Source organism: Flintibacter sp. HCN-6482 (assembly GCF_037892565.1).
GTDB lineage: Bacteria > Bacillota > Clostridia > Oscillospirales > Oscillospiraceae > Lawsonibacter > Lawsonibacter aceti.
This window is the reverse complement of the sequence record NZ_JBBKBK010000001.1, coordinates 614,598-639,497: the sequence shown is the minus strand read 5'-3', so window position 1 is coordinate 639,497 and position 24,900 is coordinate 614,598. Positions and strand designations below refer to the sequence as shown.

Sequence of the window (24,900 nt, the reverse complement as noted above, 5' to 3'; positions counted from 1 at the left end):
ACGACCGCCATTGGGGCGGCCCGCTGCGCAAAAGCTATACAATGAACGGCGGCGCTTCCGCTGTTTTAGGAGGAAACTATCGTGGCTAAGAGAGCAACCAAAAAAGTCAACAGCAATGAGCTGGACGGCAAGGAGTTCTTTGCCGCCATCGCCCAGATCGAGCAGGAGAAGGGCATCAAGCCCGGCTATATGATGGAGAAGATTACCCAGGCCCTTCTGTCCGCCTATAAGAAGGACCACGAGGGGATGGGGGAAAATCTGGTCATCGAGGCCAATGAGGAGACCGCCACTGTCCGCCTGTTTTTGAAGAAGGAAGTGGTGGAGGTGGTGGACGACCCCGCCACGGAGATCAGCCTGGACGAGGCACGAAACGCCCTGCCCCAGGCCCAACTGGGCGATGTGGTCCGCATGGAGATCAAGCCCCGGAACTTCGGCCGGGTAGCCGCACAGACCGCCCGCCAAGTCATTATCCAGGGCATCCGTGAGGCGGAGCAGGGGATGATCTATGACGAGTTCTGCTCCAAGGAGCAGGAGCTGGTTACCGGTGTGGTTACCCGTATCGATCCCCGGAACGGTGCCGTGTCCCTGCGCATCCACTCCGGCTCTGAGTTCACCGACGCCTATCTGGGCGCCAATGAGCAGGTGAAGGGCGAGCGGTATGTGGAGGGCCAGCGGCTGAAGGTCTATGTCGTGGAGGTCCGTCCCAACAGCAAGGGTCCCCAGGTCCTCATCTCACGGACCCACCCTGGACTGGTCAAGCGGCTGTTCGAGCTGGAGGTGCCTGAGATCTATGACGGCACCGTGGAGGTCAAGTCTGTGGCACGGGAGGCCGGCTCCCGCACCAAGCTGGCCGTCTGGTCTGCCGACCCCAACGTGGACCCCATCGGCGCCTGCGTCGGCCCCCGGGGCCAGCGGGTCAACACCATTGTGGATGAGCTGAAGGGCGAGAAGATGGACATTATCAAGTGGTCTGAGGACCCGGCGGAGTATATCGCCGCCGCCCTGTCCCCCGCCGACGTTCTCTCGGTGGAGGAGCTGCCCGACGGCAAGAGCTGCCGGGTGGTGGTGCCCGACGACCAGCTCTCCCTGGCCATCGGCAAGGAGGGGCAGAACGCCCGCCTGGCCGCCAAGCTGACTGGATATAAGATCGACATCAAGCCCGCCTCCGCCCCCCTGGAGCCCATTGAGGCTCTTGAGGAGGACCTGCCTGCGGGGGAGATCACTGAGAACCATAACGCTGAGGCTCCGGAAGAAGCCTAATTTGAATCGAGTGGAGAGTGAAGATATCTCCTATCTAAGCTCGCTGCTCTCAACTCTGACCAAAAGGGTGGTGCGGACCGTGCCCAAGAAGATTCCTATGCGCCAATGTCTTGGCTGCCGGGAAATGAAACCAAAAATGGAGCTGATCCGGGTGGTCCGTTCCCCTGAGGGAAAGGTGTCCCTGGACTTTAAGGGCAAGCTGCCCGGTAGGGGAGCCTATCTGTGCCCCAATCCAGACTGTCTGAAAAAGGCCAGAAAGGCCAGAGCACTGGAGCGGGCTTTCTCCGCCCAGATACCCGATGAGGTCTGGTCTGGGCTGGAGGAGCAGATGAAGGAGGTGCCGGCGGATGGCTAATGATCCCATCCTCCACCTGCTGGGCTTGGCCAAAAAGGCCGGCAGGCTGGAGGTCGGTGAGGAGCCGGTGGGGGCCCTGTGCCGGGCCCGGCAGGCCAAGCTGGTGCTGCTGGCCGCTGACGCCGCCCCTAACACCTGCCGAAGGGCCGCCCATTTCGGCCAGGCGGGCAACGTGCTCTGGCTGGCCCTCCCCTTTTCCAAAGCGGAACTGGGGCTGGCGCTGGGCCGCTCGTCCTGTGCCATGGTCGCCCTGGCAGATTCGGGCTTTGCCGCCTCCATCCTGGAGAAGCTGGCCGCCCGCGATCCGGAAAAATACGGCCCCGCCGCCCAGCAGATCCGGGAGAAGGCCGACCGGGCCCTCCAGCGTCAGCGGGAGAAGCGGCAGCACGAGAAAAACCTGCGGGAGGGCAAACGAAAGCCCTGGGCCCCGCCTCCCAAGAGGGAGGAGGCCCCCCCTGCCCCCGCCAGGAAAAAAGCTGGACCCAAGGCTCCCCAAGAGGGGAGCGGGCCCCGTTTGGCCAAGACCGGCGGCCGCCGGACTGACCGTACCCGCAAGACAGGCCCCGGCGGCCGGCGCCTGTCTGGTAAGCTCCGGCATGATAGCTAAGAAACGAGGTGGCTTCTATCTATGATGATAAAATATCCGCTCCATAAAGTAGCAAAGGATTTTAAAAAGGGAGGCAAGGACCTGCCCTCCAAGGCGGTCATGGACATCTTGACCCAGTATGGACACCCGCCTAAGAACCATATGCAGCCCTTGACCGACGAGGAGCTGTCCATCGTCTTTGAGTATCTGACTCAAAATAACCAGATTGACTCCATTGAATCGGTCTATGCTGATATCTACCATGACCCCGATGCCAAAAAGCCCGCTCCCTCCGCCCCTAAGGCAGAGGTCAGGGAGCAGCCCAAAGCCGAGCAGAAGGGCCAGCAGGCCGCCCAGCCTCAGCAGGGCCGTCAGCCCCAGCCCCAGTCCCAGACTCAGCAGCATCAGGCCAAGCAGCAGCAGTCGGCGCCCCGCCCCACCACCAGGGAGAAGAAGGTGGTGGATACCAGGGGCAGTGGCACCGTCAACCTGGATAAGTACGACGAGCGCCTGGAGTCCTTTACGGATCAGAAGCAGCAGGACCGGGGTGGAAAGCAGAAGTTCCAGGGCCGCAACGCCCAGCGCCAGCGGGGCGGTAAGCAGGCGGGCTCCTTCGGCAACAAGCGCAAGCAGGAGGAGCAGGACCGGATGCGCCGCCTCCAGCTTGAGATCGCCAAGAAGGCTCCGGTCAAGGTCCTGATCCCCGACGAGATCGCCGTGGGCGAGCTGGCTTCCCGGATGAAGAAAACGGGCGCCGAGGTGGTCAAGTGCCTGATGAAAAACGGTGTGATGGCCTCTCTCAGCGAGATCATCGACTTCGACACCGCCGCCATCATCGCCGAGGAGATGGGCTGCAAGGTGGAGAAGGAGGTCATCGTCACCATCGAGGAGAAGCTCATCGACACCGCCGAGGACAAGGCCGAGGATCTGGAGCCCCGTGCCCCCGTGGTGGTGGTCATGGGCCACGTGGACCACGGCAAGACCTCCCTGCTGGACTACATCCGCAACGCCAACGTGGTGTCCGGCGAGGCGGGCGGCATCACCCAGCACATCGGCGCCTACCAGGTGGAGGTAAAGGGCAGCCCGGTCACCTTCCTGGATACCCCCGGCCACGAGGCATTTACGGCCATGCGGGCCCGTGGCGCCATGATTACTGACGTGGCCATCCTGGTGGTAGCCGCTGATGACGGCATTATGCCCCAGACCGTGGAGTCCATCAACCACGCCAAGGCCGCCGAGATCCCTATTATTGTGGCCATTAACAAGATGGATAAGCCAACCGCCAACCCCGACCGCATCATGCAGCAGCTCACCGAGTATGAGTTGGTGCCCGAAGAGTGGGGCGGCGAAACGATTGTCTGTCCCATCTCCGCCAAGACAGGCATGGGCATTGACAACCTGCTGGACATGGTGGTCCTCACCGCCGAGATGCGGGAGCTGAAGGCCAACCCCAACCGTTCCGCTCACGGCGCGGTCATTGAGGCCCGGCTGGACAAGGGCCGCGGCCCCATCGCCACCCTGCTAGTCCAGAACGGGACCCTGAAGCAGGGCGACGTGATCATCGCCGGAACCGCCGTAGGCCGTGTCCGCGCCATGACCGACGCTAAGGGTCGGAAGCTGACCGAGGCCGGTCCCTCCGTCCCTGTGGAGATCATCGGCATGGGCGAGGTGCCCGGCGCTGGCGACGACTTCCACGCCGTGGCCGACGAGCGCATGGCCCGTGAACTGGTGGAGCAGCGCAAGCACGAACAGAAGAACGCGGCCTCCTCCCCTGTAGGCAAGGTATCTCTGGAAGATCTGTTCAGCCAGATTCAGGCCGGAGAGATGAAGAATCTAAACGTCATTGTCAAGGCCGACGTCCAGGGCTCTGCCGAGGCGGTGAAGGCCAGCTTGGAGAAGCTGTCCAACGAGGAGGTCCGGGTCCGGGTCATCCACTGCGCCGTAGGCGCTATCAGCGAGAGCGACGTGATGCTGGCCACCACCTCCGGGGCCATCATCGTAGGCTTTAATGTCCGCCCGGACGCCAACGCCAAGGAGAACGCCGCCCGCAATCATGTGGATATGCGGATGTACCGGGTCATCTACGACGCCATCAACGAGATCGAGGCGGCCATGAAGGGGATGCTGGCGCCCAAGTTCAAGGAAGTGGAGCTGGGCCGGGCCGAAGTCCGCAACGTGTTCCGTATCACCGGCGTGGGCATGGTGGCCGGCTGCTATGTGTTGGACGGAAAGATGCAGCGCAACGCTCAGATGCGCCTGCTCCGGGACAACATCGTGATCTACGATGGCGCTATTGCCTCCCTCCAGCGATTCAAGGACAGCGTCAAGGAGGTGGCCGCCGGCTACGAATGCGGCATTACCTTCGAGAAGTTCCAGGACATCAAGGAAGGCGACGTCATTGAGGCCTTCCTGATGGAGGAAGTGGAGCGCTGATGGCGCATGAGTACCCCGCGTAGCGGGGCGCGCCCTTTGGCGCGTAAAATCGAAGCCAAAGGCTGAGATTTGCGGAGGGCGGATTTATTCCGCCCGAGCATTTCAAATCAAAGGGGTCCCCGCGGGATGGGACATCCCGTGGGGAAATGCGGCATCACCTTTGAGAGGTTCCAGGATATCAAAGAGGGCGACATTATCGAGGCCTTCGTTATGGAACAGATCGAGGTTTAAGGGAAAAGGCCGCCGAAGGCGGCCCCGGCCTGAAAATTTCTCTTTTAATATTCAAAAAATCATTGTATAATAAATACGGCACAGGGCGGGCACAAAGTGCCCGCCCTGTGCCGCTTATTCCAGCGTCTGCATATGCGGATCGTGAAGGGAGAGGCAGGTCAGCTGGGCCCCCAGCTTAAAGCCCTCCTCAAAGGCGTACTGCCCATAGGCGTGGACCGGATCTTTGCGTAGGTATTCCGGGAAACGCTCCGGGTCGTACGGGACACACCAGTAATGGTACAAGAGTTCAAAGAGCATAGTCATCCTATTCACCTCACGTAAATTTAGCTATAAGCTTAATCATCTTTAGTATATCAGCTTTTAGCTAAAAGTCAAGGGGGAATTTTGTGTTCAATAAAAATCAATTCGGGGAACGTCTGCGGATACTTCGAAAGCGGGCCAATGAAAACCAAGGAGATTTGGCTGCTATATTAGATGTGACTATTACACAGATTAGTGATATGGAAACCGGGAAGAGAAGTACGACCCTTGAAAAATTTGCTCTGATCTGCGAGCACTACCAGGTGTCCGCCGACTATCTGCTGGGCTTTCAGGACGAGGAGCGGTGAACCTCTGCCCGAAGACATCCCCAAAAGGAGGAAACATTTATGGCAAGCAATCGAATCGGCCGGATCAATGAGGAGATCCAGCGGGAGCTGGCTTCTCTGATCCCCAATGTAAAAGATCCACGGGTTACCGGCATGATCTCGGTGACGGCGGTGGAGACCACACCGGATCTGCGGTACGCCAAGGTCTATATCTCCGTACTGGACAAGGGGGACTGCGCCCAGGTGCTCAAGGGGCTGAGGTCCGCCTCCGGCTATCTGCGCCGGGAGCTGGGCCGGGCGCTCCAGCTGCGCTACACCCCAGAGCTGTCCTTTGTCCAGGACGACTCCATTGTCAAGGGAGCCCACATCCTGGAGCTGCTCCGGGACCCTGAGGTGGTCAAGCCGGTCAACCCGGACAACCCCTATCAGGAGGATGAGGACCGATGACAGCCAAACAGGCGGCCGAATTTTTAATGGCCCGCGATAACTTTTTGATCCTGACCCACCTGCGTCCCGACGGGGATACCATCGGCTGTGCCGCCGGCCTGTGCCGGGCTCTGCGCCGGGTTGGGAAGGAGGCCTATGTGCTGGAAAATCCAGAGGCTACCTCCCTTTTTACCCCCTATCTGGAGGGACTGCTGGCCCGGTCGGGCTATGAGCCCAAAACGGTGATTTCGGTGGATATCGCCGCCCGCTCCCTGTTTCCAGACAATGCTGTGAAATATGTAGACCGGGTGGACTTGGCCATCGACCACCACCCGTCCCAAGAGTTTTTCGCCCATGAGACCTGTCTGGATGAAAAAAAAGCCGCCTGCGGCGAGTTGATGTATGAGATCGTACAACATTTCTGCCAGATTTCTCCAGAGATAGGGGAGGCCCTGTATGTGGCCGTTTCCACAGACTGCGGCTGCTTTGTTTACAGCAATACCACCGCCGCCACCCACCGTGTCGCCGCCGACCTGATGGACAGCGGCTTTGACCCCTATCCTGTCAATCGGCGGCATTTCCGGACAAAGTCCTTCAAGCGGCTGAAACTGGAGGGACTGCTGGCCGCCGGGATGGAACTGCGGGATAGAGGAGAAACGGCGCTGGTCTTTCTGACTCTGGATATGCTCTCCCAGGTAGGGGCCCAGGAGCGGGATATCGAAGATATCTCCGCCTTTGTGGGCCAAGTGGAGGGCGTCAAGACCGGGGTGACCCTGCGGGAGCTGGAGCCGGGGGTATGCAAGCTGTCTCTTCGTACCGACCCAGGTGACCTGAACGCCAGCGCCGTCTGCGCCCGGATGGGCGGCGGCGGCCACGCCGCCGCCGCCGGAGCCACCATTCAGGGTACTATGGCCCAGGCCCGTCAGGCAGTCATCGACGCGATTGAGCAGGTGCGGAATGGCTAATGGGATCGTTATCATCGATAAGCCACAGGGCTGGACGAGTATGGACGTGTGTGCCAAGCTCCGAGGTATCCTTCATGAGAAGCGGGTGGGCCATGCCGGCACACTGGACCCCATGGCGACCGGAGTGCTCCCGGTGTTCGTCGGCCGGGCCACACGGGCGGTGGAGTTTGCTGATAAGTCCGATAAGGAATATATTGCTGGGTTAAAACTTGGAGTTATCACCAATACCCAGGATACCAGCGGCCAGGTGGAGGAGCGGCACCCGGTTTCCGTTACGCCGGACCGGCTGGAGGAGGTGCTGGGGCAGTTTCGGGGAGATATCCTCCAGGTGCCTCCCATGTATTCCGCCATTAAGATTAATGGAAAAAAGCTCTACGAGTTGGCCCGGAAAGGGAGGGAAGTAGAGCGGCCGCCCCGGCCGGTGACCATCCGCTCCCTTATGGTGGAAGGGCAGAGCGCCCCCGACGAGTTTACCATCCGGGTGCGGTGCTCCAAGGGCACCTATGTCCGGACCCTGTGCCACGATATCGGGATGGCCCTGGGCTGCGGCGGATGTATGTCCTCCCTGCGGCGGACAATGGCTGCCGGCTTCGGCCTGGAGGATGCCCTGACCTTAGACCAGGCAGGGGAGGCGGCCGACCCAGCGGCCCTGCTGCGCCCTGTGGACGCCTTTTTTGCTGACCGGGAGAAGCTGGTCCTAGACCCAGCGGCAGAGCGGAAAGTCCGCAACGGCATGACAGTGGTTATGCCCAGGTTAGCGACCGGAGAATATCGGGTGTATGGCCAGAATGGTGAATTTCTGGCCCTGTGTCGGGCTGGGAGCGGCAAGCTGACGACAATCAAAAGTTTTTTCCAGGTTTGACTGGCCCCCTATGGAAACAGCGCCCGGACGCACGCCGTCGGGCGGCAGAGGAGAAAAGAGATATGGCAGATAAACCAAAACGTGTGATTGCCCTGGGTTTTTTCGACGGGGTTCATCTGGGCCACGGAGAGCTGCTCCGGGCGGTGAGGACTGCCGCCGACAAGCTGGAGGCCGCTCCCTGCGCATTTACGTTCGACCGAAGCCCTACCGCCGTCATCACTGGACAGATGGTCCCGCTGTTGAGCAGTGTGGAAGATCGGATCTGGCTCATGCGCCGGTACTACGGCATCCAGGAGGTGATAGTGGCCTCCTTTGACGCCATGCAGCGGATGGACTGGCAGGATTTTATCACCGACTATCTGGTCCGGGAGCTGAATGTGGTCCATGTGGTGGCTGGGCATGACTTCCACTTCGGCTATATGGGGAAAGGAAATCCCCAGCGGCTGCGGGAGAAATGCGCCCAGCTCGGCCTGGGGTGTGACATCATCGGCAGGGTGGAGCAGGACGGCATCACCATCTCCTCCACCTATATCCGTACCCTGGTGGCCCAGGGGGAGATGGAGCGGGCTGGGGAGTTTCTGGGCCACCCCCATACGCTCACCGACCGGGTGGCCCATGGGAAGAAGATCGGCGGCTCCGCCCTGGGGTTTCCCACGGTCAATCTGCGGGTGCCGGCAGGGGTTATCGTCCCGGCCTTTGGGGTGTACGCCACTCGCGTCTGGTTCGACGGCCAGTGCCGGAACGGCGTGACAAATGTAGGCGTCCGGCCCACGGTAGAGGACAACGACGGCCGAGTGACGGTGGAGAGCTATATCCTGGACTTTGATGGGGACCTGTACGGCCATGAGATCCGGGTGGAGTTCTTCAAGCGCCTGCGGGGAGAGCGCCGGTTTCCCTCCCTGGAGGCCCTGGCGGACGAGATTGGACGCAACGCCGATCAGACCCGAGCCTATTTCCGCTCCCTGAACTGACCCTCCCCCGGAAAGAAAGGAGGCCTGTCCATTGGAACATCACCACTGGCGCTATGAAAAGATGTACCCCTGTCTATGGATCTACACCGCTATCCTGTTTTTTACTGGTCTGGTGTGGGCCGGTCCCAGGGATGTGCTGTCCGGTCTGGCCCGTATCGTCCTCACGGAGGACGCCCTGATCACCGACTATATCCTAGTGTCCGGGCCGGGGCCGGCCCTGGTCAACTCCGCCTTGGTGACCGCCATTTCCATTCTGGTCCTCCGGGCCTCACGGGAGCCCCTGAACGGAATGAGCCTGGTGGTCATCGGCCTGATGTCCGGCTTTTCCTTGTTCGGCAAAAACCCGGTGAACATCTGGCCTATCCTGCTGGGCAGCTGGCTGTATGCCAAGAGCCGGAAGGAGCCCTTCGGCAAATACGCCGCCACTGGCTTGATGGCTACCGCTCTAGCCCCAGTGGTCAGCTACATCGCCCTGGACAACGGCTGGGGGACCCCCGCCTCCGGGGTGCTGGTAGGAGTGCTCATTGGCTTCATTATGCCGCCGCTTTCGGCCTATACCTACAAGGTGCAAAATGGTATGAACCTGTACAACATCGGCTTTGCCTGTGGGCTGGTGGCCTTTATCCTGGTTCCCCTCATGAGCTCCATGGGGGCCGATCCCACCACCTACTATCGGTGGGCGACTGGCTATGACCATATTTTCGCCCCCATGCTGGCCGCCCTGTGCCTGCTGCTGATTCTGGCCGGGCTGTTTTTCTGCAAAAGGCCGGTGTGGGCGGCGTGGGCGGGATACCGTCGTCTGCTCCAGACAAGCGGCCGTGCCCCCAGCGATTATCTTCGTATGTTCGGCGCCGCCCCGGTGCTTATCAACACGGGAGTCAACGGCCTGATCGGGATGACCTTTATTCTGGCCGGAGGGGGCGAACTCAACGGTCCGACCATCGGCGGCATCCTGACCATCATGGGTTTCTCCGCCTTTGGTAAACATGCCTTCAATATCATCCCAGTGATGGGAGGGGTCTTTTTGGGCAGCCTTGTGATGCACTGGTCTCTCAATGACCCGGCGGTCCAACTGGCCTGCCTGTTCTGCACCACCTTGGCCCCGGTGTCCGGGTACTTCGGCTGGCCCTATGGGGTGCTGGCCGGCTTTATCCACTCCTCGGTGGTGCTGTATACCGGCTCCCCAGTGGCGGGGATGAACTTGTACAACAACGGCTTCTCCGGCGGATTGGTGGCCATTGTGCTCTATGCCACTATCGTCGCCATCGCCCGGCACCGCAAGCCTGTCATCCAGGATCAGGATTACTTTGACCCCCTGGAGCACGATGAGCCCCTGGTGCCTCCGGACCCACAGCAGCTGACCGAAGAGGACGATACATAGCAAAAAGAGGATGCGGGACGGTTCCCGCATCCTCTTTCTTATCCTCCAAACAGCAGGCCCACAGCCCAGGAGGCGGCCAGAAAGCCGGTGAGATCGGCGCAAAGGGCCGCCGGGACAGCGTACCGGGTACGGGTGATGCCAACGGCCCCGAAATAGACGGCGATGGTGTAGAAGGTGGTTTCTGTAGAGCCCAGCATTACCGCCGCCGTCCGGCCCAGCTGGGAGTCGGGACCGTAGGTGGAAATGAGCTCCGCGCCTACACCCAGGGCGGCGGAGCCGCTGATGGGCCGGACCAGCATCAGGGGCAGCAGCTCCGGGTCCAGTCCCACCCGCTCCAGCAGAGGGGCCAGAGCCAGGGCGGCCAGCTCCAGGGCGCCGGAGGCTCGGAGCATATAGACCGCCGTCATCAGCCCCACCAGAGAGGGGACGATGCGGACCAGAGTAGACAGGCCCTCCCCCGCCCCCTGGACCAGGGAGGAGTACACATCCACCCGATGAAAGGCCCCATAGAGGGCCACCCCACAGATGGTAAAGGGGACGATCATGTTGAAAAAGAGCTGCACAGTCCGGAAGACCTCCCTGACGGAAACAGATTTGAATAGAGTTCAAGGGGAAAAAACAGGCGGCGGCCAGAATAAGCCAAACTCACTCTGGCCAGAGCTTTGCCAAGATTTTGCACATCAGAATCCCCACACTCACAGACAGGGCGGAAGCCAGCCACACCGCTGGAAGAATGTCAAAGGGAGAGGCGCACCCCTCCGCCGCCCGCACGGTGGCCACTGTGGTGGGGATGAGCTGGATGGAGGCGGTATTGCACACCACCAGCATACACAAACTGTCCGAGGCCACGCCGGGGCTCTTTTTGGCCATGCCCCGTGCGGCCTCCAGTCCCAGGGGAGTGGCGGCATTTCCCAGTCCCAGAAGGTTGGCCGAAACATTGGCGGAGATGCTGTCCATCACCGCCCGATCCCGGGCCATCTGGGGAAAGAGCCGTCGGAGCACCGGACCCAGCAGGCGGGACAGCCGATCGGCCAGACCGGACCGGCGCATGACCTCCATCACTCCGGTCCACAGGCACATCATCCCGGCGATGGAGAGGCACAGCTCCACCGCTGCCGAGGTGCCCTCCACCGCGGCGGCGGCCACCTCCGGCCCTCGGCCGGTGGCCAGACCGCACAGCACAGAGATGACCACCATCCCTGTCCAGATTACCGTCATCGTCATACTGCCCACCCCCTCTTGTCCCCATTTATACGGGCGGGCCCCGGCCGGTATGCCTGCCTTTTGAGAATTGGATAAATATGGGACAAAAATTAGGAAAATATCAGGTAAATTTTTCCTTTTCGCCCTTTTTCGACAGGAAAACATTGACAAAGTAAACTTTAACCAATACAATGATTTCAAACAATCCGCCGGCCCCCTCCCCGTGGGCCGGAGAAATATATAGAAAGGAAGAGAGCGATGAAATCCACCGGTATCGTGAGGAAAGTGGACGAACTGGGCCGGGTCGTACTGCCCATCGAGCTGCGCCGTACTTTGGGGATCGAGGAGAAAGATCCGCTGGAGATCTATATGGACGGGCCCAGCATCGTTTTGAGAAAGTATCAGGTTTCCTGCGTCTTTTGTGATAGTGAGAAGGACATTTTTTCGTTCCGGGGGAAAAATGTCTGCCGCAAATGTGCCGCGGGCCTTCAGCTGTTGAGCCAGTCCGACCTGGAGTGAAGACAAAAACAGGCAGTCATCCAAACGGATGACTGCCTGTTTGTTTTTCATCGGTCCACGGCCCGGTCATAGAGCTGCTTCCGGGGCAGGCCCAGCTCTTTGGCCGCCTGGCGGACAGCGTCCCGGAGGGATAGTCCCTCTCCCCGCAGGCGGTCCACCAGCAGCAGCCCGTCCTCCAGGGTGACCTCGCCCTCCTCCGTCGGCTCTGAGCCCCGGACCACCAGCACGAACTCCCCCTTGGGGGTGTTGTCCCGATAGTAGTCGGCCGCTTCCCCCAGGGTGGCGCGGCGGATCTCCTCATGGAGCTTGGTGAGCTCCCGGCATAGGGAGATGGGGCGGTCCGCTCCAAAGGTGTCCGCCAGGTCCCGGAGGGTGGCAGCCAGCTTGTGGGGGGCCTCATAGAACACCATGGTCCGTTCCTCCCCCCGAAGGGAGTCCAGGTGGGAGCGGCGGTTTTTCTTGTTCATGGGCAGAAAGCCCTCAAAGGTGAAGCGGCCTGTGGGCTGGCCGGAGGCCGCCAGAGCGGCTACCAGGGCACAGGGACCAGGGATGGGACACACCGGGATCCCCAGGGCGGCGCACTGGGCCACCAGCTCCTCGCCGGGGTCGGAGATGGCGGGCATCCCTGCGTCGGTGACCAGGGCGCAATTCTCTCCAGCCAGCAGCCGGTCCAGCACCGCCCGGCCGCCGCTGTCGGTATTGTGGCGGTGATAGGACACCATGGGCTTTTTCAGCCCCAGGTGATTGAGCAGTTTGATGGATACCCGTGTGTCTTCGGCGGCGATGAAGTCCGCTTGAGCCAGAGTGTCCGCCATCCGCTGGGAGATATCCCCTAGATTGCCAATGGGGGTGGGGACCAGATATAAGGTTCCGGCCATATGCCCTTCGCCTCCTCTGTCAGCGTCAAAAGATTCCTCCGTATTATACCATAGTTCTCTCTTTTGTGGTATTCTTTTCTTATCTGTTTGAGAGAGGCGGGAGAAAGCCCATGAAGACGGAACAGCTTGGCCCTTACAACCTTTCCTGGCCGGAAGGGGTATTTCCACTGGGGGGCGACGCCCTTGCCCTGGGGGAGTTCGCTACTGTGCGGCCCCGGTGGCGGGTGTGTGACCTGGGAACGGGGAGCGGCGTCCTGCTTTTGCTGCTGGCCCGGAGGGCGGAGGGCCTGTCCCTTACCGGGGTGGAGCTGGACCCCCTGTCCGCCCGAACCGCCCGGAACAATCTGGAGCGCAACGGTCTGGCGGGGGAGATCCTGCCCGCTGACCTGCGGTCCGTCCCTCTGCCTGCCGGGGTCTTTGACCTGGTGGTGTCCAACCCACCCTATTTTTCCCTGGGCAGTGGAGGGAGCGGCGGTCCCGCTCGGAGCGAGGAACACTGTGCCCTGGAGGAAGTGTGCGCCGCCGCCGCCCGACTGGTGCGGAATGGGGGGCGGTTTGCCCTGTGCCACCGGCCTGAACGGCTGACGGATGTGGTGTGCGCCCTCCGGGCCAGCGGGCTGGAGCCTAAGCGGCTCAAGCTGGTGTCCCACGGGCCGGGCCATCCGCCCGCCCTCCTGTTGGTGGAGGGGGTGCGGCAGGGGAAGCCGGGGCTGACCATCGAAGGATAAAACAGCGCCGGGACCATCCACAGACGGTCCCGGCGTTATTTTATGGTGCGGGGGAGGGGGTCACCGGCGCTCCCGGACATCCGAGCGGCCCACCAGATAGTCCAGACTGACATCGAAGAAGTCAGCGATGGCGATCAGGCCGTGGAAGTCAGGAAAGCGCTGATTCAGTTCATAGCATTGATAGGCCCGATACCCAATATGCAGAGCAGCGGCCACCTCTTTCTGGGTCATTTTCTTTTCTTTTCTGAGCAGTCGGATTCGTTCAAAAAATTCCATAACTGTTCTCTAATCCTCTTGACATACGCTTATTGCGCATATATAATGAATATGCGCTGAAAGCGAATATATTATATGTGGGGTGAATTAGAAATGCAACAACTTTTAGCCCAGCTCTTTTGGCTCAACGGGGAAGTGCCCGAGGCGGTGGAGCGCTTTCTGGACACGGTGCCCTCCTATCAGGCCGCCAAACGGGAGTATGAGCAGGCGGCCCGGCAGATCGAGGCGGCGGTGGGGCTCCCGGCGTACGAGGACTATTTCGCCAAGCTGGCCGACTTTGGCAGCTACCTCCAGGGGGGCTACTACGCCTTCGGACTGGGCCTCCGGCAGGAGCTGATCCGCCAGATGCTGGGGTGAGGGGGGCCCTACCGCTGGTAGCCGATGTACTTCTCCATGATGTCCAGGGGGACCCGGCTCCCCGTTTCCTCCCCGATTTTGACAAAGCCGTGCTTGCGGTAAAAATGCTGGGCCCGGTCGTTGTAGGGGGCACAGCGCAGCCGGAGCCTGTCCCGTCCCAGGGGGCGGAAGTAGGAAACGGCCTGCCCCACCAACTGGACGCCTAAGTTTTGCTCCCTCCGCTGAGGGTTCATGTAGCAGAAGGGGATGTACCCGGCGTTGTCGGTACTGTACCGCTCCTGGTCCAACTGGAGCAGGCCGACCGGCTCCTCCCCGGCCATGGCCACCGTCACCCCCCAGGGGGACTGGTCCAGGTGCTTTTGGGCGTCCCGGAGGAAGCCCGCGCCATCAAAGGGGATCTCCAGACCGTGGGTGGACTCCCAGGCATCCCGCCGAGCGCCCAGATACAGCTCCCGCTCGGTATCCCACCGGATGGGGCGGAACCACAGGTTCACGTCCTCCGCCTTCTGCTTGTCCTTCCGCCACCAGGCTTGCTTACCCAGGGTGGCCAGCTCCGGCGGCAGATGGGAGGCGTCGCTGTCAAAGACTACCTGGAACCGCTCTCCATCAAAGGTAAGGCAGTTGACGGCGGTGTTCTCGCTGTGGCTGAGGGTGTGCCAGTCCTCTGGGGAGATGCCTTTCACATTGGCGAGAAATTGGCGGATAGCCGTGCCATGGCTGAATACGGCGACGGTCTGGCCGGGGTGCTGCCGTGCCAGGGAGGTCAAGGCCCGCTCCAGCCGATCCCCCGCCTCGGCCAGACTCTCGCCGCCAGGGGCCCGCCAGGCAGGGTCGCTACGGTTGAAGGCCGCCATCCCCGCCGGATCAAAGTGCCGCACCTGCCCCCAAGTCTGGTCCTCCCAGTCCCCCAGATTGATTTCCCGGAGCTGGGGGTCAGTGTGGAGGGGCAGACCCTTGGGCACATAGATGGCCCGGGCGGTGGTACATGTGCGGTACAGGTCGCTGGACCAGACCGCGTCGATGTGGATATTCCGAAAGCGATCCTCCAGAGCCTTGATCTGGGCAAAGCCATTTTCTGTAATCAAGGCGTCATACCAGCCGTGGATGCGCCGGTGGAGGTTGCCCTCGGCCTCGGCGTGGCGGATGAGATAGATGGTGGTCATAGGCTACATTCCTTTATGTACGGCGGGGGGGTGCATTCACCCCCCGCCTCTCATTTCAAAATGGATGAGCAGGGACAGCAGGGCCCGGAGCAGGATGACCGCCCCCAGCACCAGAAGCTCGTTCAGGTCCCGGACCAGCACGGTTTTGAGGATCTCGGCGGCCATCTTGAACTCCAAGCTGGTAGCCAACCCATTGGCCAGGTCGGCCTTGATGTTGACCGCCCGGTGGGTGATCAGTCCCCGGCAGTACTGGAAAAAGCCCCCCAGGGCGGACACGGCCACCACGAAAATGCCCATCAACTCACACAGGGAGATGACTGTGGGCAGGGTGCGCTCAATGACCAGATGGAGCACAGGCTCATCCTCCCATCTTCACAGAGATGGGATAGTATATGCAGGTTTCCAGGAGATCAACCCGGCCGACTTACCAGGGGAGGACCTTTCCCGTCAGCTCCCGGACCGCCGCAAGGCCCTGCCCGGCGGCGAGGACGGCCAGCCCGTCCCGGACCTTTAAGGGGGTATAGGGATCGGCAAACAGGGCGGTGCCCACCGCCACAGCACTGGCCCCCGCCAGCATCAGCTGGGCCGCGTCCTCCCCCTTGGACACGCCGCCCATGCCCAAGATGGGCACCTTGACAGCCTGGGCCACCTCCCACACCATCCGCACCGCCACGGGCAGCACAGCGGGGCCGGACAGGCCGCCGGTATTCATCTTTAAAATGGGGCGGCGGGTGTTCACGTCGATCCGCATCCCCCGGATGGTGTTGATGAGGGAAATGGCGTCCGCCCCGGCGCCCTCCACTGCCCTGGCGATCTCGGTGATGTCGGTGACATTGGGGGACAGCTTGACCATCACAGGGACCTGCCCCGCGTGGGCCTTGGCCACATGGGTGACCTCAGCGGCCAGCTCCGGCCGGGTGCCGTAGGCCAGCCCTCCAGCCTTCACGTTGGGGCAGGAGATGTTCACCTCTATCATGTCCACTCCGGCCCCAGCCAGCTTTTCGCACATAATGCCGTATTCCTCCGGGGTGTTGCCCGAGATGTTGGCGATCACCTTTGTGTCGTACTGCCGCAGGAAGGGCAGCTCCTCAGTGATAAAGGCGTCAACGCCGGGATTTTGCAGGCCCACGGAGTTGAGGATACCCATAGGGGTTTCCGCGATGCGAGGAGCGGGATTGCCCTCCCGTGGGAGCAGAGTCAGGCCCTTGGCACAGATGCCTCCCAGCTCCGACAGGTCAAAAAACTGGCTGTACTCCCGGCCGAATCCAAAGGTACCAGAGGCCACCACCACCGGATTTTTCATGGTCATCCCCGCCAGCGTGACGGACAAATTCACATCAGGCATCCCAGTCTACCTCCCTGGAATCAAATACCGGGCCGTCCTTGCATACATGCTTCCGGCTGCCGTCGGCCATGTCGCAGGCGCACACCAGACAGGCCCCCACGCCGCAGCCCATCCGCTCCTCCATAGACACCTGGCAGGGGATGCCAAACTCCTCCGCTACCTTCGCCACGTTCCGCAGCATGGGCTTGGGGCCGCAGGCCAGCACTCCGTCATAGCCCCTGTCCTCAGACAGCTCCCGGCGGACCAGGGCATCCACAAAGCCGTGATGTCCCAGAGAGCCGTCATCAGTGGCGCACAGAACCTTGGCGCAGTCCTCCCGGAAGAAATCCTCTAAAATGATCTTGTCCCGGGAGCGGCCTCCCAGGATGGCGGTGGCCCTTCCCCCGGTGTACTGGGCGCAGCCCAGCATAGGCGGGATGCCGATGCCGCCACCCACCAGGAGGTAGCGGCCCTCCGGCTTCAGATCAAAGCCGTTGCCCGCCAGACCCAGCACATCCAGACTGTCCCCCAGCTCCCGGCCGGCCAGCCACCGGGTCCCCTCTCCCCGGACCTCAAAGACGATGGACAACAGGTCGTCGGGCTCGTCCTCCATACAGGAGCACACCGAGATGGGCCGCCGCAGCAGCAGCCCCTCCCCACACCGGATATGGACGAACTGACCGGGGGCCCGGAAGGAGGCGCGGATCATGTCTCCCACCTCCAGTGTCATATAGACGGCATCACCCACCTGCTCCTTGGACACAATCTTACATTCTCGTTCTACTTTCATAGACATCTCTGCTTTCTATACTGTGTTGAACCGGGAAAAGGGATAGTCACTTCTCCCAGGGGACCTTTTTGGACCTCTTGCTGGTAGACTGCTTCTCCTCCTGGGGGAAAGTCCGGCCCAATCCAGCCTGGCGCACAGCGCAGCTGGGACAGCCGATCAGGGGGCTGTGGCGGGTCCCGCAGTCGGGACAGGTGACCTGCTCCGCTTCCGGCTGGTCGGTCAGCGCGGCCCAGGCGCCAGGGGCGGCGGTGTACAGCTCCACCTTGCCGCACTGGGGGCAGGCGTACAGGTCCACCTCATAGCTGGGCAGACCCAAAGAGGAGAGCCCGCCGTACCCGTCGGAGCCGATGGAGAAATTCCGCAGTTTCCGGTGGAGGATGGCGCCGCAGGCAGGGCAGGGCTTGCCAGTGTTGATGTCGGCGCGGATGTCCTCCCCGTTTTCCAAATAGGGGGAATCCAAAATTTGGCGGAACAGCTCCGCCCGTTCCGGCCCCACGGTATTGTCCAGCCGATTGGCACAGTCCGAGCACACAGACTGCTTGGTGTTATGAAAGTCTATCTTTACCTTGTCGAACATACCCAGCTTCTGGCCGCATAGGACACAATTTGCCATGATACCGCCTCCTTGTTCCCGCACCGGGGCGGGGTCCTCCGTCTCTCCCGTTAAACGATGGTCACAAACTGCTTGATATCATCCCGCATGGCGATGGCGGCGTTTCTGGCGGCCTCCTGAAAATCATGGCCGTCCCCACCAGTCTTTTGCCAGGCACACATAATGCCACGGGAGGAGTTGACAATGGCCCCGTGGCCATATTTGTCAAAGGCGTACCGCACGTCGTCAGCGGTGCCCCCCTGAGCGCCGTAACCGGGGACCAGGAAGAAGGTATGCTCCAGCCGCTTCCGCAGGGCCCGGATGTCAGAGGGGTAGGTGGCTCCGGTGACGGCCCCAGCCATCGTATAGCCGTATTTGCCCTCGGTGCCGGCGGCGATGCGCTCGTTGAGGTCGCCCATTACCTGGTAGACCAGCCGGTCCCCGGCCACGATGTCCTGAAGCTCGCCGGAGCCGGGGTTGGAGGTCTTGACCAGGACAAAAACACACTTGTCCTCCTCCTTGGCGGCCTTCAGGAAGGGATTGATGGAGTCAGAGCCCATATATCCGTTCAGGGTGACGCAGTCGGCGTCAAAGGACTTGAACTGCTGGCCCTCGATGCTGGCCCCGGACAGCCAGCCCTCGGCGTAGGCGGCGGCGGTGGAGCCGATGTCCCCCCGCTTGATGTCAGCGATGACGAACAGTCCCTTGCTCTTGGCGTAGCGGATGGTCCGCTCCAGCATCTCCATGCCCTGCCAGCCCAGATTCTCGTAGTAGGCAGACTGGGGCTTCACCGCCGGAACGACGTCGCACAGGGCGTCGATCAGGCCCGCGTTGAACTGGTAGATGGCCTCGGCGGCCCCCTTCAGCCCCACGCCGTGCTCCTCAAAAGCGGCCCGGCGGATGTGTTCGGGAACATACTCAATCCGGGCGTCCAGCCCGGCTACGGTGGGGTTTTTCATGGCGCGTATCTTATCCTGTAATACGTCAAAAGACATAGCGTCCTTCCTCCTCTGTTTATGTGATGTCTCAGGCCTGGCGGTAGATGACCCGGCCCTTGACAATGGTATATTTCACCCGGCCCTTGACCTTCCAGCCGCCGAAGGGGGTATTCCGGGCCTTGGAAGCGAACCGCTCCGGGTCAACGGTCCACTCCTCATTGGGGTCGAAGATGGTTAGGTCCCCGTCCACCCCAAGGGACATCCGACCTTTTGGCAGGTGGAGGATGTCAGAGGGGTTGGTGCTCATCCGGCGGATGATCTCAGGCAGCTCCATTTTGCCCGTGTGGTACAACTGGGTCAGCGTGATGGCCAGACTGGTCTCCAGCCCGATCATGCCGCTGGGCGCCCGGACAAGGGGGCGGGCCTTCTCCTCGGCGGAGTGGGGGGCGTGGTCAGTGGCGATGGCGTCTATGGTGCCGTCCTTCAGGCCGGCGATGATGCCCTTGACATCCTGGGCGGTGCGCAGGGGCGGGTTGACCCTTGCCAGGGAACCCTGGACCAGCACCTCGTCCTCGGTGAGGGTGAAGTATTGGGGGCAGGTCTCACAGGTGATGTGGATGCCCTTCTTTTTCATCTTTCGGATGATCTCCACGCTGCGGGCGGTGGACACATGGCAGATATGGACGTGGGCCCCGGTCTCCTCGGCCAGCATGGCGTCCCGCATGACCACCAGTTCCTCGGCGATGGCGGGCCGTCCCTCCAGCCAAAGCTGTCGGGATACGCTGCCCTCATTCACCGCCCGCCCCTCCACCATGGAGGTGTCCTCGCAGTGGCACAGGACCGGAATGTCCAACTGACCGGCTTGGATCAATACATCCCGCATGAGATTTGCGTTGTCCACATTGTTCCCGTCATCCGACAGAGCTATGGCTCCCGCCTTTTTCAGCGCGTCGGCATCGGTGGGCTCCTCCCCGCGGAGCCCTTTGGACAGGGCGGCGATGGGGAAGATCTGGACCCCGGAGCCCTGGTTGGCCCGGTCCAGCACATACTGGACCTGCTCGGGGCAGTCCACTGTGGGGCTGGTGTTGGCCATGCAGGCCATGGCGGTGATGCCGCCACGGGCGGCCGCGTTGGAGCCGGTGATGATATCCTCCTTATAGGTGAGGCCGGGGTCCCGGAGGTGGACATGCATATCCACCAGGCCAGGGGAGACGGCCAGACCGGAGGCGTCGATGACCTGGTCAGCCTCTGCCTCCAGGCCGCGCTCAATCAGGACGATCTTTCCGTCCTCAATCAGGATATCCTGAAGTATGACGGCGGAGGTCACAGGGTGGACCACCCGCCCGTTTTTGATTAAAAGTTTCATGAGGTCCCTCCGGAAATGAAAAGCTATTTTTCAGCCGTGTTGTTTCGGCGCGCCGAAACGCATATCTATCTAACTGTAAATTATAGCGGAAGGCGCAAAATTTCGCAACGGATTTTACAATTAAATTTGGAGCGGGGAGGCCGTCAGGCACGCAGAGCTTTGTAGAAGCGCCCCGCCTTGGCAAAAAGCCAAGGCGGGGCGTTTTTGAGAGCGGGCAAGGGCCGGCAGCCTGCTGTCTGATCACTTTTTAGCCTTCACAAAAGGGAACATAAGAGCGTATAACAGCGCCTCATCAAGTTAAAATAGGAATATTACTTTGATGGGAGGGCTTAGTATGAATGCTCACACAATCACAGCCGAACAGATTGCCAGGTATGGCGAGCATCTGAGGGAGGAGGAGCGCGCCCCCGGTACCGTCGAAAACTATCTGCGAAATGTAGACCGCTTTGTATTCTGGCTGGCCGGACGTGCCGTGACCAGAGAGAAGGCAGTCGAATGGAAGGAGCATCTGGTGTCCTGCCGCTACGCTCCGGCCACTATAAATGGAATGTTGTCCGCGCTCAACAGCTTCTTTTCCTACTTTGGTTGGCAGGAGTGCCGGGTGAAGGCGCTGCGTGTCCAGCGGCGGGCATTCCGTGACCCTTCACGGGAGCTGACGCGGGAGGAGTATGAACACCTGATCGAAACGGCCCGCCTGCTGGGACGGGAGCGCCTTGCCCTGGTGCTGGAAACCATAGGGGCCACCGGGGTCCGGGTGTCTGAGGTCCGCTATCTCACCGTGGAGGCCGCCCGGAGTGGCCGGGCCGAGATATCCCTAAAGGGGAAGATCCGCACCATTCTGCTTCCGGGCAAGCTGTGCCGCAAGCTTCTAAAATATGCCCGAAAAGAAAAAATCGCCTCCGGCGAGGTGTTTCGCACCGGCGGCGGCAAAAGCCTGTCCAGAAAACAGATATGGTCAGAGATGAAGAACCTGTGCCATCATGCCGGGGTGGAGCCGTCCAAGGTCTTTCCCCACAACCTGCGGCACCTATTTGCCACCGTCTTTTACCGGGCCTGTGGGGATATCGTCAAGCTGGCTGATGTGCTGGGCCACTCCAGCATCGAAACGACGCGCATCTATCTGCTGACCTCCGGGGCGGAACACATCCGAACCCTGGACCGGCTCCGTCTGGTCTGCTAGACAAAATGATTATTTGGTCACACATCCGCTAACAGAGCCGACCATCCATGGCATTATTGTAACGCACTCCAAAAGAGAATGCAAGTTTAACAGTATAAAAACCGGACCGTATGAGAATTTTTTCTCCGACGGCTTAACTTTCATACACATTTTTCCAATTTTTTCCTTGATTTTCCTTTTCCTCTTTAAGTACGGGAGAAAAATGTCTGACCTAAATCGCTTTCCGGTGGCTTTCCTATTGACAAAATAATCATTTTGTTACACAATAGGCATATGTCAACAGCAAGAGTCACCGCAAAATAATCATTTAGTCCAATTTGGACAGAAGAGGAGGAGAAAAAACATGAAGAAAAAGCTGTTGTCCACATTGATGGCGATGATTATGGTGCTGTCAATGTTCCCAGCGGCGGCACTGGAGGAAAGCGTTGACCCGCAGTCTAGCGGGACCACGGCCACAGAGGCGTCCGGCCAGGAGCCGGATACCACGGAAGATGGATGGACTGAGGTCAGCGACGCGGAGGCACTGGGCGCCGCTCTGACCAACGGCGGCAATATCAAACTGACCGGAAGCATTGAAGTGAGTGAGAAACAGAGCTGGACTGTCGCCAGCGGTACGACCGTCGTGCTGGACCTGAACGGCCATAGTATCACCAGCACCTATAATGCCCCTAGTTATTTCCTTATCACGGTCAACGGCGGATCTCTGACGCTGGAAGACAGCTCTGAGGCGGGCACCGGCAAAATTGAGATCAAGGACGCTTCCAGCAGCTACCCCCTACAGCTGAAGGGGAATGGAAGCAGCTTTACCATGAATGGCGGTACGATCACTGCGATAGAGGATGCTCTGGACATTTATACTTCTGCCCAAAATACGACTGTTACCATCAACGGCGGTACGATGAAAAGTCAGAGCTATTCTACCCTTGCCATCCGCGGCAAGGGTACCGTAGTCAAGATCACTGGAGGCCTAATCGAAAACGATGGTTCTAATACTGCCTTTGTCAGCAGCAGCGGCTCCACTGACTCGGAGAGCATCGTGTTTAATATGACCGGCGGCAAGATGACTTCGACTGGGACTGGTATCCTCACCGACTATGCGCTGACTGTGAACATTGGCGGCGAGGCCGAGATCGAGACCAAAGGCACTGGTATCGCTGTAAAAGGTACCACCATACTGAATGTGGAAGGAGGCAGCATCAAATCTGGAGCCTATGGCATAAGCGCCGACTATAATAATACTGTCAACATCACTGGCGGCACCATCGAAACTACCAGCTATAGTTCGGCGGCTGTTAAGGTGGGAGCACAGAGTCAAGCTGCTATTTCCGGTGGTACCATCGTAGGTAAGAAGAACCTGGACGGCTCCGCAGACAATATTACCGTCACCGGCGGCACTTTCCAGAATGCCGACGGCGGTAAGGTAGATGTGAGCGACTATCTTCCTGAGGGCACCACTCAGGACGAAAGCGGCAACGTGGTTGTTGATGAGAGCACGGCCGTAGCTTCCATCGGCAACGTAGGTTACACCACTTTAGCGGCCGCCGTGGAGGCCGCCAAGAACGGTGATATCATCACTCTGCTGAAACCAGTGGAGATTACTGAGTCTCTTAAAATCAATAAGGCGGTCGTCATCGACGGGAAGGACAACACCCTGACGGCGAAGGACTGCGCGGCGCTGCAGATCACGGCGGATCTGGATTCCCTCACCATCCAAAATCTGATTGTGGCTGGCGAAACTGCCAACGAAAACTATGTGGCCAGTGAGATCATGGCTGCGCCCTATATGGGGTTGGGCACCTATAACATGGCCTACGGCGTTGGCGACTTGAAGCTGAACAACGTGACCATCCAGGGATTTGACTATGGCCTGTATTTCAGCAGCAGTACAACCAATGACAAGCCTCTCTCCATCACCGCAAATGATTTGACCATCCAGGACTGCTATATCAAAGGCGTCTACCTTGAAAAGCTGACCAATTCTTCGTTTACTGATTGTAAGTTCTTGAACAATGGCGATGACGCGGAGCAGGTAAGTGAAACCTTCTCCACCTGGATGTGCGGCGTGGACCTGAACCTGAAGTACGGCACATATGAGGACATCACCTTTACAGGCTGTACCTTTACCGGAAACGGTGCCAATCGCGGCACCGCGCTCCACATCAAAGCCCGTGACGACGGTAGTTATGCCACGAATGACGCCTCTCTGGACGGCGTGACAATAGAGGGCTGTGTCTTTAGCGAAAATAACGCTGTTGACAGCGGGGCTGCAGAAGAAACTCCATACGGGCCCGTTGTTTTGGGCGAGCCTGGTAAGGATAACAAGACCCCGGTCAATGTGTCCATACAGCCTGATGTAACTTACACGGATAATCTGAAAACGGATGCGGTGTTTACGGTTACCTTTGACAGCAACGGCGGCAACGCTGTGCCTACCCAGATGGTGGAGGCGAATCAAACCATCACCCTGCCCACCCCAACACGCAGTGGGAGCTATACATTCCAGGGCTGGTATGAGGATGGCACAAAGATCGAGCAGAAGGAATATCAGGTGACCAAAGATGTGACCTTGGTAGCCCAGTGGACCTATACTGGCGGTGGCAGCGGCGGCGGAGGCGGCTCCAGCAGCTACTCCATCAGCGTGGACAAGAACATTGACAACGGCAGTGTGACCGTGTCCCCCAAGAGCGCCTCCAGCGGCCGGACGGTGACCATCACCGTCAAGGCCGACGAGGGCTATGAGCTGGACGAGCTGACCGTCACCGACAAGAACGGGGACGAGATCGAACTGACCGACAAGGGCGACGGCAAGTATACCTTCAAGATGCCCCGGTCCAAGGTGACCATTGAGGCCTCCTTCGTGGAGATCGACCACCAGGATACCTGCCCCGCCGCCGGCTTCCGGGATGTGGACGAGGACGCCTGGTACCATGAGGCGGTGGACTACGCCCTGGACAACGGCCTGATGTCCGGTGTGTCCGACCGGGAGTTCGCCCCCGGCAGCACCCTGACCCGTGCTATGGTGGCCCAGATGCTGTACAGCCTGGAGGGCAAGCCCGCGGCCGGCAGGGCTGACTTCGCTGACGTGGCGGAGGGCGCCTGGTACGCCGACGCCATTTCCTGGGCGGCCGGTGAGGGCATCGTGTCCGGCTACGGCGACACCTTCGGCCCCAACGATCCCATTACACGGGAGCAGCTGGCGGCCATCCTGTACCGCTACGCCCAGAACGAGGGGTACAAGACCAGCCAGAGCGGCAAGGGGACAGAGGGCTATCTGGACGCCTCCTCCATCTCCAGCTATGCCGTGAAGGCCATGGACTGGGCGGTGAACGCCGGTCTGCTGTCCGGCAAGGGGAACAACACCCTGGCGCCTACCGCCGGGGCCACCCGTGCCGAGGTAGCACAGATCTTCATGAACTTCTGTGAGGATATCGCAAAGTAAGGCCGATTTTATTCCAATCGTGTACTGGCAAAGGGGCCGCTCCATCATGGAGCGGCCCCTTCTTTTGCTTGGCAACCATAAATGATATGA

At 60.3% G+C, this 24,900-nt stretch carries 27 protein-coding genes; 15 read left to right on the top strand and 12 right to left on the bottom strand.

Annotated features, from left to right (window positions below; all coding sequences use genetic code 11):
• Positions 1-81 precede the first annotated feature (81 nt).
• From nusA to infB, 4 genes are all read left to right on the top strand, one after another.
• A complete protein-coding gene (gene nusA, locus WKS99_RS03120; RefSeq protein WP_340405306.1) occupies positions 82-1,260 on the top strand; it encodes a transcription termination factor NusA in 1,179 nt (392 codons plus the stop codon).
• Positions 1,261-1,339: 79 nt separating this feature from the next.
• Positions 1,340-1,615: an RNase P modulator RnpM gene (rnpM, locus tag WKS99_RS03115; RefSeq protein ID WP_340405434.1), complete on the top strand. Its 276-nt coding sequence runs from the start codon at positions 1,340-1,342 to the stop codon at positions 1,613-1,615.
• Entirely contained in the window at positions 1,608-2,222 is a 615-nt protein-coding gene (locus tag WKS99_RS03110; RefSeq protein ID WP_262669484.1) for a ribosomal L7Ae/L30e/S12e/Gadd45 family protein, read from the top strand. The genes rnpM and WKS99_RS03110 overlap by 8 nt, the downstream gene beginning before the upstream one ends.
• 21 nt (positions 2,223-2,243) lie before the next feature.
• The gene (infB, locus tag WKS99_RS03105; protein WP_186852182.1) at positions 2,244-4,634 is read left to right on the top strand and encodes a translation initiation factor IF-2; all 2,391 of its coding nucleotides are present in this window, start codon (positions 2,244-2,246) and stop codon (positions 4,632-4,634) included.
• 345 nt (positions 4,635-4,979) lie between these two features.
• Here the strand turns inward: infB and WKS99_RS03100 are convergent, their stop codons facing one another.
• Complete coding sequence (locus tag WKS99_RS03100) at positions 4,980-5,162, bottom strand: hypothetical protein (RefSeq protein ID WP_186852181.1); 183 nt, start codon at positions 5,160-5,162, stop codon at positions 4,980-4,982.
• Between the two features lie 89 nt (positions 5,163-5,251).
• Here WKS99_RS03100 and WKS99_RS03095 point away from each other — a divergent pair, with 89 nt between their 5' ends.
• The 6 genes from WKS99_RS03095 (at position 5,252) to WKS99_RS03070 (ending at position 10,057) form a co-directional block, all read left to right on the top strand.
• A complete protein-coding gene (locus tag WKS99_RS03095) occupies positions 5,252-5,473 on the top strand; it encodes a helix-turn-helix domain-containing protein (protein ID WP_186852180.1) in 222 nt (73 codons plus the stop codon).
• Positions 5,474-5,512: 39 nt separating this feature from the next.
• Entirely contained in the window at positions 5,513-5,899 is a 387-nt protein-coding gene (gene rbfA, locus WKS99_RS03090; protein ID WP_186852179.1) for a 30S ribosome-binding factor RbfA, read from the top strand.
• Entirely contained in the window at positions 5,896-6,843 is a 948-nt protein-coding gene (locus WKS99_RS03085; protein WP_147571005.1) for a DHH family phosphoesterase, read from the top strand. Before rbfA ends, WKS99_RS03085 begins: the two co-directional genes overlap by 4 nt.
• Entirely contained in the window at positions 6,836-7,705 is an 870-nt protein-coding gene (gene truB, locus WKS99_RS03080) for a tRNA pseudouridine(55) synthase TruB (protein WP_340405305.1), read from the top strand. The genes WKS99_RS03085 and truB overlap by 8 nt, the downstream gene beginning before the upstream one ends.
• A gap of 62 nt (positions 7,706-7,767) precedes the next feature.
• The gene (gene ribF, locus WKS99_RS03075; RefSeq protein WP_147571003.1) at positions 7,768-8,676 is read left to right on the top strand and encodes a riboflavin biosynthesis protein RibF; all 909 of its coding nucleotides are present in this window, start codon (positions 7,768-7,770) and stop codon (positions 8,674-8,676) included.
• 31 nt (positions 8,677-8,707) lie between these two features.
• Positions 8,708-10,057, top strand: a complete 1,350-nt coding sequence (locus tag WKS99_RS03070; protein ID WP_240286860.1) for a DUF1576 domain-containing protein — start codon at positions 8,708-8,710, stop codon at positions 10,055-10,057.
• A 38-nt stretch (positions 10,058-10,095) separates the two neighbouring features.
• Here the strand turns inward: WKS99_RS03070 and WKS99_RS03065 are convergent, their stop codons facing one another.
• Together WKS99_RS03065 and WKS99_RS03060 are read right to left on the bottom strand one after the other, a co-directional pair.
• The gene (locus WKS99_RS03065) at positions 10,096-10,620 is read right to left on the bottom strand and encodes a spore maturation protein (RefSeq protein ID WP_262669488.1); all 525 of its coding nucleotides are present in this window, start codon (positions 10,618-10,620) and stop codon (positions 10,096-10,098) included.
• Between the two features lie 82 nt (positions 10,621-10,702).
• Positions 10,703-11,281: a nucleoside recognition domain-containing protein gene (locus tag WKS99_RS03060; protein ID WP_147571002.1), complete on the bottom strand. Its 579-nt coding sequence runs from the start codon at positions 11,279-11,281 to the stop codon at positions 10,703-10,705.
• A gap of 237 nt (positions 11,282-11,518) precedes the next feature.
• On the opposite strand from WKS99_RS03060, the gene WKS99_RS03055 reads away from it, so the two are divergent.
• Positions 11,519-11,779 (top strand): AbrB/MazE/SpoVT family DNA-binding domain-containing protein, encoded by a 261-nt coding sequence (locus tag WKS99_RS03055; protein WP_186852175.1) that lies wholly within the window; start codon positions 11,519-11,521, stop codon positions 11,777-11,779.
• 47 nt (positions 11,780-11,826) lie between these two features.
• On the opposite strand, the gene rsmI is transcribed toward WKS99_RS03055, so the two are convergent.
• Entirely contained in the window at positions 11,827-12,657 is an 831-nt protein-coding gene (rsmI, locus tag WKS99_RS03050) for a 16S rRNA (cytidine(1402)-2'-O)-methyltransferase (protein ID WP_262669489.1), read from the bottom strand.
• A 110-nt stretch (positions 12,658-12,767) separates the two neighbouring features.
• Here rsmI and WKS99_RS03045 point away from each other — a divergent pair, with 110 nt between their 5' ends.
• Positions 12,768-13,385: a tRNA1(Val) (adenine(37)-N6)-methyltransferase gene (locus WKS99_RS03045; protein WP_340405304.1), complete on the top strand. Its 618-nt coding sequence runs from the start codon at positions 12,768-12,770 to the stop codon at positions 13,383-13,385.
• Positions 13,386-13,445: 60 nt separating this feature from the next.
• Here the strand turns inward: WKS99_RS03045 and WKS99_RS03040 are convergent, their stop codons facing one another.
• Positions 13,446-13,661, bottom strand: coding sequence for a helix-turn-helix domain-containing protein (locus WKS99_RS03040; RefSeq protein WP_147570951.1), 216 nt, complete (start codon positions 13,659-13,661; stop codon positions 13,446-13,448).
• A gap of 93 nt (positions 13,662-13,754) precedes the next feature.
• On the opposite strand from WKS99_RS03040, the gene WKS99_RS03035 reads away from it, so the two are divergent.
• Positions 13,755-14,018, top strand: a complete 264-nt coding sequence (locus WKS99_RS03035) for a hypothetical protein (protein WP_147570950.1) — start codon at positions 13,755-13,757, stop codon at positions 14,016-14,018.
• An 8-nt stretch (positions 14,019-14,026) separates the two neighbouring features.
• On the opposite strand, the gene WKS99_RS03030 is transcribed toward WKS99_RS03035, so the two are convergent.
• From WKS99_RS03030 to WKS99_RS03000, 7 genes are all read right to left on the bottom strand, one after another.
• On the bottom strand, positions 14,027-15,181 hold the full coding sequence (locus tag WKS99_RS03030; RefSeq protein ID WP_340405303.1) for a bifunctional histidine phosphatase family protein/GNAT family N-acetyltransferase: 1,155 nt from the start codon (positions 15,179-15,181) through the stop codon (positions 14,027-14,029).
• A 36-nt stretch (positions 15,182-15,217) separates the two neighbouring features.
• Positions 15,218-15,535 carry a DUF1622 domain-containing protein gene (locus tag WKS99_RS03025; protein WP_186852172.1) on the bottom strand — a complete coding sequence of 106 codons (318 nt, stop codon included), beginning with the start codon at positions 15,533-15,535 and terminating at the stop codon, positions 15,218-15,220.
• A gap of 70 nt (positions 15,536-15,605) precedes the next feature.
• On the bottom strand, positions 15,606-16,526 hold the full coding sequence (locus WKS99_RS03020) for a dihydroorotate dehydrogenase (RefSeq protein WP_240286866.1): 921 nt from the start codon (positions 16,524-16,526) through the stop codon (positions 15,606-15,608).
• A complete protein-coding gene (locus WKS99_RS03015) occupies positions 16,519-17,295 on the bottom strand; it encodes a dihydroorotate dehydrogenase electron transfer subunit (RefSeq protein ID WP_147570946.1) in 777 nt (258 codons plus the stop codon). The genes WKS99_RS03020 and WKS99_RS03015 overlap by 8 nt, the downstream gene beginning before the upstream one ends.
• Before the next feature lie 46 nt (positions 17,296-17,341).
• Positions 17,342-17,908 (bottom strand): hypothetical protein, encoded by a 567-nt coding sequence (locus WKS99_RS03010; RefSeq protein ID WP_186852170.1) that lies wholly within the window; start codon positions 17,906-17,908, stop codon positions 17,342-17,344.
• A 50-nt stretch (positions 17,909-17,958) separates the two neighbouring features.
• On the bottom strand, positions 17,959-18,882 hold the full coding sequence (gene pyrF, locus WKS99_RS03005) for an orotidine-5'-phosphate decarboxylase (RefSeq protein WP_186852169.1): 924 nt from the start codon (positions 18,880-18,882) through the stop codon (positions 17,959-17,961).
• 31 nt (positions 18,883-18,913) lie between these two features.
• Positions 18,914-20,191: a dihydroorotase gene (locus WKS99_RS03000; RefSeq protein WP_147570943.1), complete on the bottom strand. Its 1,278-nt coding sequence runs from the start codon at positions 20,189-20,191 to the stop codon at positions 18,914-18,916.
• Positions 20,192-20,525: 334 nt separating this feature from the next.
• On the opposite strand from WKS99_RS03000, the gene WKS99_RS02995 reads away from it, so the two are divergent.
• Both WKS99_RS02995 and WKS99_RS02990 read left to right on the top strand, forming a co-directional pair.
• Positions 20,526-21,371, top strand: a complete 846-nt coding sequence (locus WKS99_RS02995) for a tyrosine-type recombinase/integrase (RefSeq protein ID WP_186852168.1) — start codon at positions 20,526-20,528, stop codon at positions 21,369-21,371.
• 343 nt (positions 21,372-21,714) lie between these two features.
• Positions 21,715-24,810, top strand: coding sequence for an S-layer homology domain-containing protein (locus WKS99_RS02990; RefSeq protein ID WP_340405302.1), 3,096 nt, complete (start codon positions 21,715-21,717; stop codon positions 24,808-24,810).
• Positions 24,811-24,900: the final 90 nt, after the last annotated feature.

Coding starts and splice junctions, on each gene's coding strand:
- rbfA (WP_186852179.1), top strand. CDS start 5,513: ATGGCAAGCAATCGAATCGGCCGGATCAATGAGGAGATCCAGCGGGAG.
- WKS99_RS03020 (WP_240286866.1), bottom strand. CDS start 16,526: ATGCCTGATGTGAATTTGTCCGTCACGCTGGCGGGGATGACCATGAAA.
- WKS99_RS02990 (WP_340405302.1), top strand. CDS start 21,715: ATGAAGAAAAAGCTGTTGTCCACATTGATGGCGATGATTATGGTGCTG.
- WKS99_RS02995 (WP_186852168.1), top strand. CDS start 20,526: ATGAATGCTCACACAATCACAGCCGAACAGATTGCCAGGTATGGCGAG.
- WKS99_RS03060 (WP_147571002.1), bottom strand. CDS start 11,281: ATGACGATGACGGTAATCTGGACAGGGATGGTGGTCATCTCTGTGCTG.
- WKS99_RS03035 (WP_147570950.1), top strand. CDS start 13,755: ATGCAACAACTTTTAGCCCAGCTCTTTTGGCTCAACGGGGAAGTGCCC.
- WKS99_RS03040 (WP_147570951.1), bottom strand. CDS start 13,661: ATGGAATTTTTTGAACGAATCCGACTGCTCAGAAAAGAAAAGAAAATG.
- WKS99_RS03010 (WP_186852170.1), bottom strand. CDS start 17,908: ATGGCAAATTGTGTCCTATGCGGCCAGAAGCTGGGTATGTTCGACAAG.
- pyrF (WP_186852169.1), bottom strand. CDS start 18,882: ATGTCTTTTGACGTATTACAGGATAAGATACGCGCCATGAAAAACCCC.
- WKS99_RS03045 (WP_340405304.1), top strand. CDS start 12,768: ATGAAGACGGAACAGCTTGGCCCTTACAACCTTTCCTGGCCGGAAGGG.
- WKS99_RS03110 (WP_262669484.1), top strand. CDS start 1,608: ATGGCTAATGATCCCATCCTCCACCTGCTGGGCTTGGCCAAAAAGGCC.
- WKS99_RS03085 (WP_147571005.1), top strand. CDS start 5,896: ATGACAGCCAAACAGGCGGCCGAATTTTTAATGGCCCGCGATAACTTT.
- WKS99_RS03055 (WP_186852175.1), top strand. CDS start 11,519: ATGAAATCCACCGGTATCGTGAGGAAAGTGGACGAACTGGGCCGGGTC.
- WKS99_RS03100 (WP_186852181.1), bottom strand. CDS start 5,162: ATGCTCTTTGAACTCTTGTACCATTACTGGTGTGTCCCGTACGACCCG.
- infB (WP_186852182.1), top strand. CDS start 2,244: ATGATGATAAAATATCCGCTCCATAAAGTAGCAAAGGATTTTAAAAAG.
- rsmI (WP_262669489.1), bottom strand. CDS start 12,657: ATGGCCGGAACCTTATATCTGGTCCCCACCCCCATTGGCAATCTAGGG.
- WKS99_RS03015 (WP_147570946.1), bottom strand. CDS start 17,295: ATGAAAGTAGAACGAGAATGTAAGATTGTGTCCAAGGAGCAGGTGGGT.
- ribF (WP_147571003.1), top strand. CDS start 7,768: ATGGCAGATAAACCAAAACGTGTGATTGCCCTGGGTTTTTTCGACGGG.
- WKS99_RS03030 (WP_340405303.1), bottom strand. CDS start 15,181: ATGACCACCATCTATCTCATCCGCCACGCCGAGGCCGAGGGCAACCTC.
- WKS99_RS03000 (WP_147570943.1), bottom strand. CDS start 20,191: ATGAAACTTTTAATCAAAAACGGGCGGGTGGTCCACCCTGTGACCTCC.
- truB (WP_340405305.1), top strand. CDS start 6,836: ATGGCTAATGGGATCGTTATCATCGATAAGCCACAGGGCTGGACGAGT.